The 2,091-nt window shown below is 46.7% G+C and carries 3 protein-coding genes; all 3 read right to left on the reverse strand.

Features of this window, described 5'->3' with window-relative positions; all coding sequences use genetic code 11:
- Positions 1 to 54: 54 nt before the first annotated feature.
- Complete coding sequence (gene amrS, locus U9Q77_08475; GenBank protein MEA3287395.1) at positions 55 to 1,116, reverse strand: AmmeMemoRadiSam system radical SAM enzyme; 1,062 nt, start codon at positions 1,114 to 1,116, stop codon at positions 55 to 57.
- 115 nt (positions 1,117 to 1,231) lie between these two features.
- Positions 1,232 to 1,828, reverse strand: coding sequence for an AmmeMemoRadiSam system protein A (gene amrA, locus U9Q77_08480; GenBank protein MEA3287396.1), 597 nt, complete (start codon positions 1,826 to 1,828; stop codon positions 1,232 to 1,234).
- Between the two features lie 45 nt (positions 1,829 to 1,873).
- Positions 1,874 to 2,091 (reverse strand): AmmeMemoRadiSam system protein B (amrB, locus tag U9Q77_08485; protein MEA3287397.1); only part of this gene is annotated, 218 nt, incomplete at its 5' end.

Below are 2,091 nucleotides of genomic sequence, written 5' to 3' on the forward strand. Positions count from 1 at the left end.
AGGTGGTTAGCCAAAAAAGAAGGATGTTACCACTCCCCTCGTTATGGAATAAAATCAAATCCTGATCCGCTCATATCGATTCCCCCAATTACCAGGTTGATCTTCAAAAACACCAGGGATAACACAGCCGCAATATTTACAGTGGCCCTCAGCATTCAAATGCCACTGGTCCAGAGTATAGCCAATGCGAGAGATGAGCAACTTTCCACAATTAGAACAATAAGTAGCGGAGTGTGCATTGTCCTGAACATTTCCCAGATACACATATTTGATGCCATTTCTTCGGGCAATTTTCCAGGCTTGCTTTAATGATGAATGAGATGTGGCGGGGCGTTGTGTGAGCCGGTAATCGGGATGAAAGGCCGAGAAGTGCAACGGGATGTGAGTCCCCAGTTTATTGGCAATCCAGCGGGTCATAGCATCAATTTCTTCAAGAGAATCATTCTCCCCGGGAATAAGCAGGGTGGTAATTTCGGTCCAAACTTTTGTCTCATTTACCAAATATTCTAGCGTATCCAGAACAGGCTGCAGTGATCCACCACAAAGATCATGATAGAAACTTTCACTAAACCCCTTGAGATCCACATTGGCCGCATCAATATGTTCAAAGAATCCAGGTCGTGCCTGGCCAGATATATATCCTGCTGTTACAGCAATCGTCTTGATTCCCAGCTGGTGACAGGCTATGGCTGTATCCACGGCATATTCATAAAAGATTACGGGGTCATTGTAGGTAAAAGCGACACTGGAGCATCCATGGTTCTGAGCAGCTGAGGCAATTGCTTCCGGTGTGGCTGGTGATTGCAGGATATCCATTTCCCGGGATTTGCTCATATCCCAGTTCTGACAAAATTTGCAACTCAGATTACAACCGGCTGTCCCAAAAGAAAGGACTGGCGTCCCCGGCAGAAAATGGTTCAGGGGCTTCTTCTCAATCGGGTCAATTACAAACCCGCTGGATCGTCCGTAGGTGGTTAGGACAATTTGTTCGCCTTGACGCTGTCGTACAAAACACAGCCCTCGTTGTTCATCAGCAAGCTTGCAGGCGCGGGGACACAGCGTGCACAGAAGCCGATCATCATCGAGAGGTTCACAGAATATGGGGTGTTTCGTCATTTTGTTAACCGAAAAGAACGTTAAGTCCGTAAAGAATGATAAATATGCTCTGCCTTAACATAAACACCCCTCAGCGTCTCTGTACCTTTGCGAGAGATTTCGCCTTAAACTCAACCTAAACATTATCACCGAACTCAAAGCTATAGAAGCGCTCAATTTGTAATTTGTCAGACCAGTAACCTGATGGTAAACCTGCTTTTTGCTTCAAATGGGAGAGGAAAGTGTCTATATCGGGTAATTTCTCCCAAACAGCCGGGAGAAAGAGTCCCCGGTGATAACCATCTCGCAGTATTAATCCATCTTCCCAGGGGACTATCTGCTGTTTCAGATCCTCCTCAGAATCAAACTGCATTGACTGAGGTTTTGTGAGAACAGAGATATCAAAATGGAGTTGGTGTAATTCAGAGTGGGTGACCGATCCAAAGCGGGGATCCCGGAAAGCTGCATTCCAGGCATTTTCAGCCACATCTTCCACCAGAGGACGATAAGCTTCCACGGAGCCGATACAGCCCCTGAGTTGGCCGTGTTTTTCCAGGGTCACAAAAGCAGCACCGGGCTTTTTAAGATGCGGGCTGTAGTCACTCATGGTTACTGATAATGCGCCACCGTGACTAATTCCATGTTCCACAGAGCTACGGGCAAGTTGCAGTAGCCTGGCTTGTTCCTGTTGATCATACAATTGATCCTTCTTGCGATCCGTTATCCAAGCCATAATTCACATCCGTGTAGATCTGTGTAAATTTGTGGCCTATAAAAGTTACTCATATAACCCCCAGGCTCCATAACCCACCACTTGCCGTTTATCGCCAGATGTATCACCAGAATTGCGTAGATCAAAACGCTGGATACTCATTTTTCGTTGTCGAGCCACCTGCAATAGACCGCTGATGGGAATCCGTCCACAAGCTGATTGCTCCGGGAGGGAATCGCCCTTTAGCGTTTCAATGGCAGTTGCAGTTTCACCATCTAAACGGA

Source organism: Candidatus Neomarinimicrobiota bacterium (assembly GCA_034716895.1).
GTDB lineage: Bacteria > Fidelibacterota > UBA8477 > UBA8477 > JABMPR01 > JABMPR01.

Coding starts and splice junctions, on each gene's coding strand:
- amrA (MEA3287396.1), bottom strand. CDS start 1,828: ATGGCTTGGATAACGGATCGCAAGAAGGATCAATTGTATGATCAACAG.
- amrS (MEA3287395.1), bottom strand. CDS start 1,116: ATGACGAAACACCCCATATTCTGTGAACCTCTCGATGATGATCGGCTT.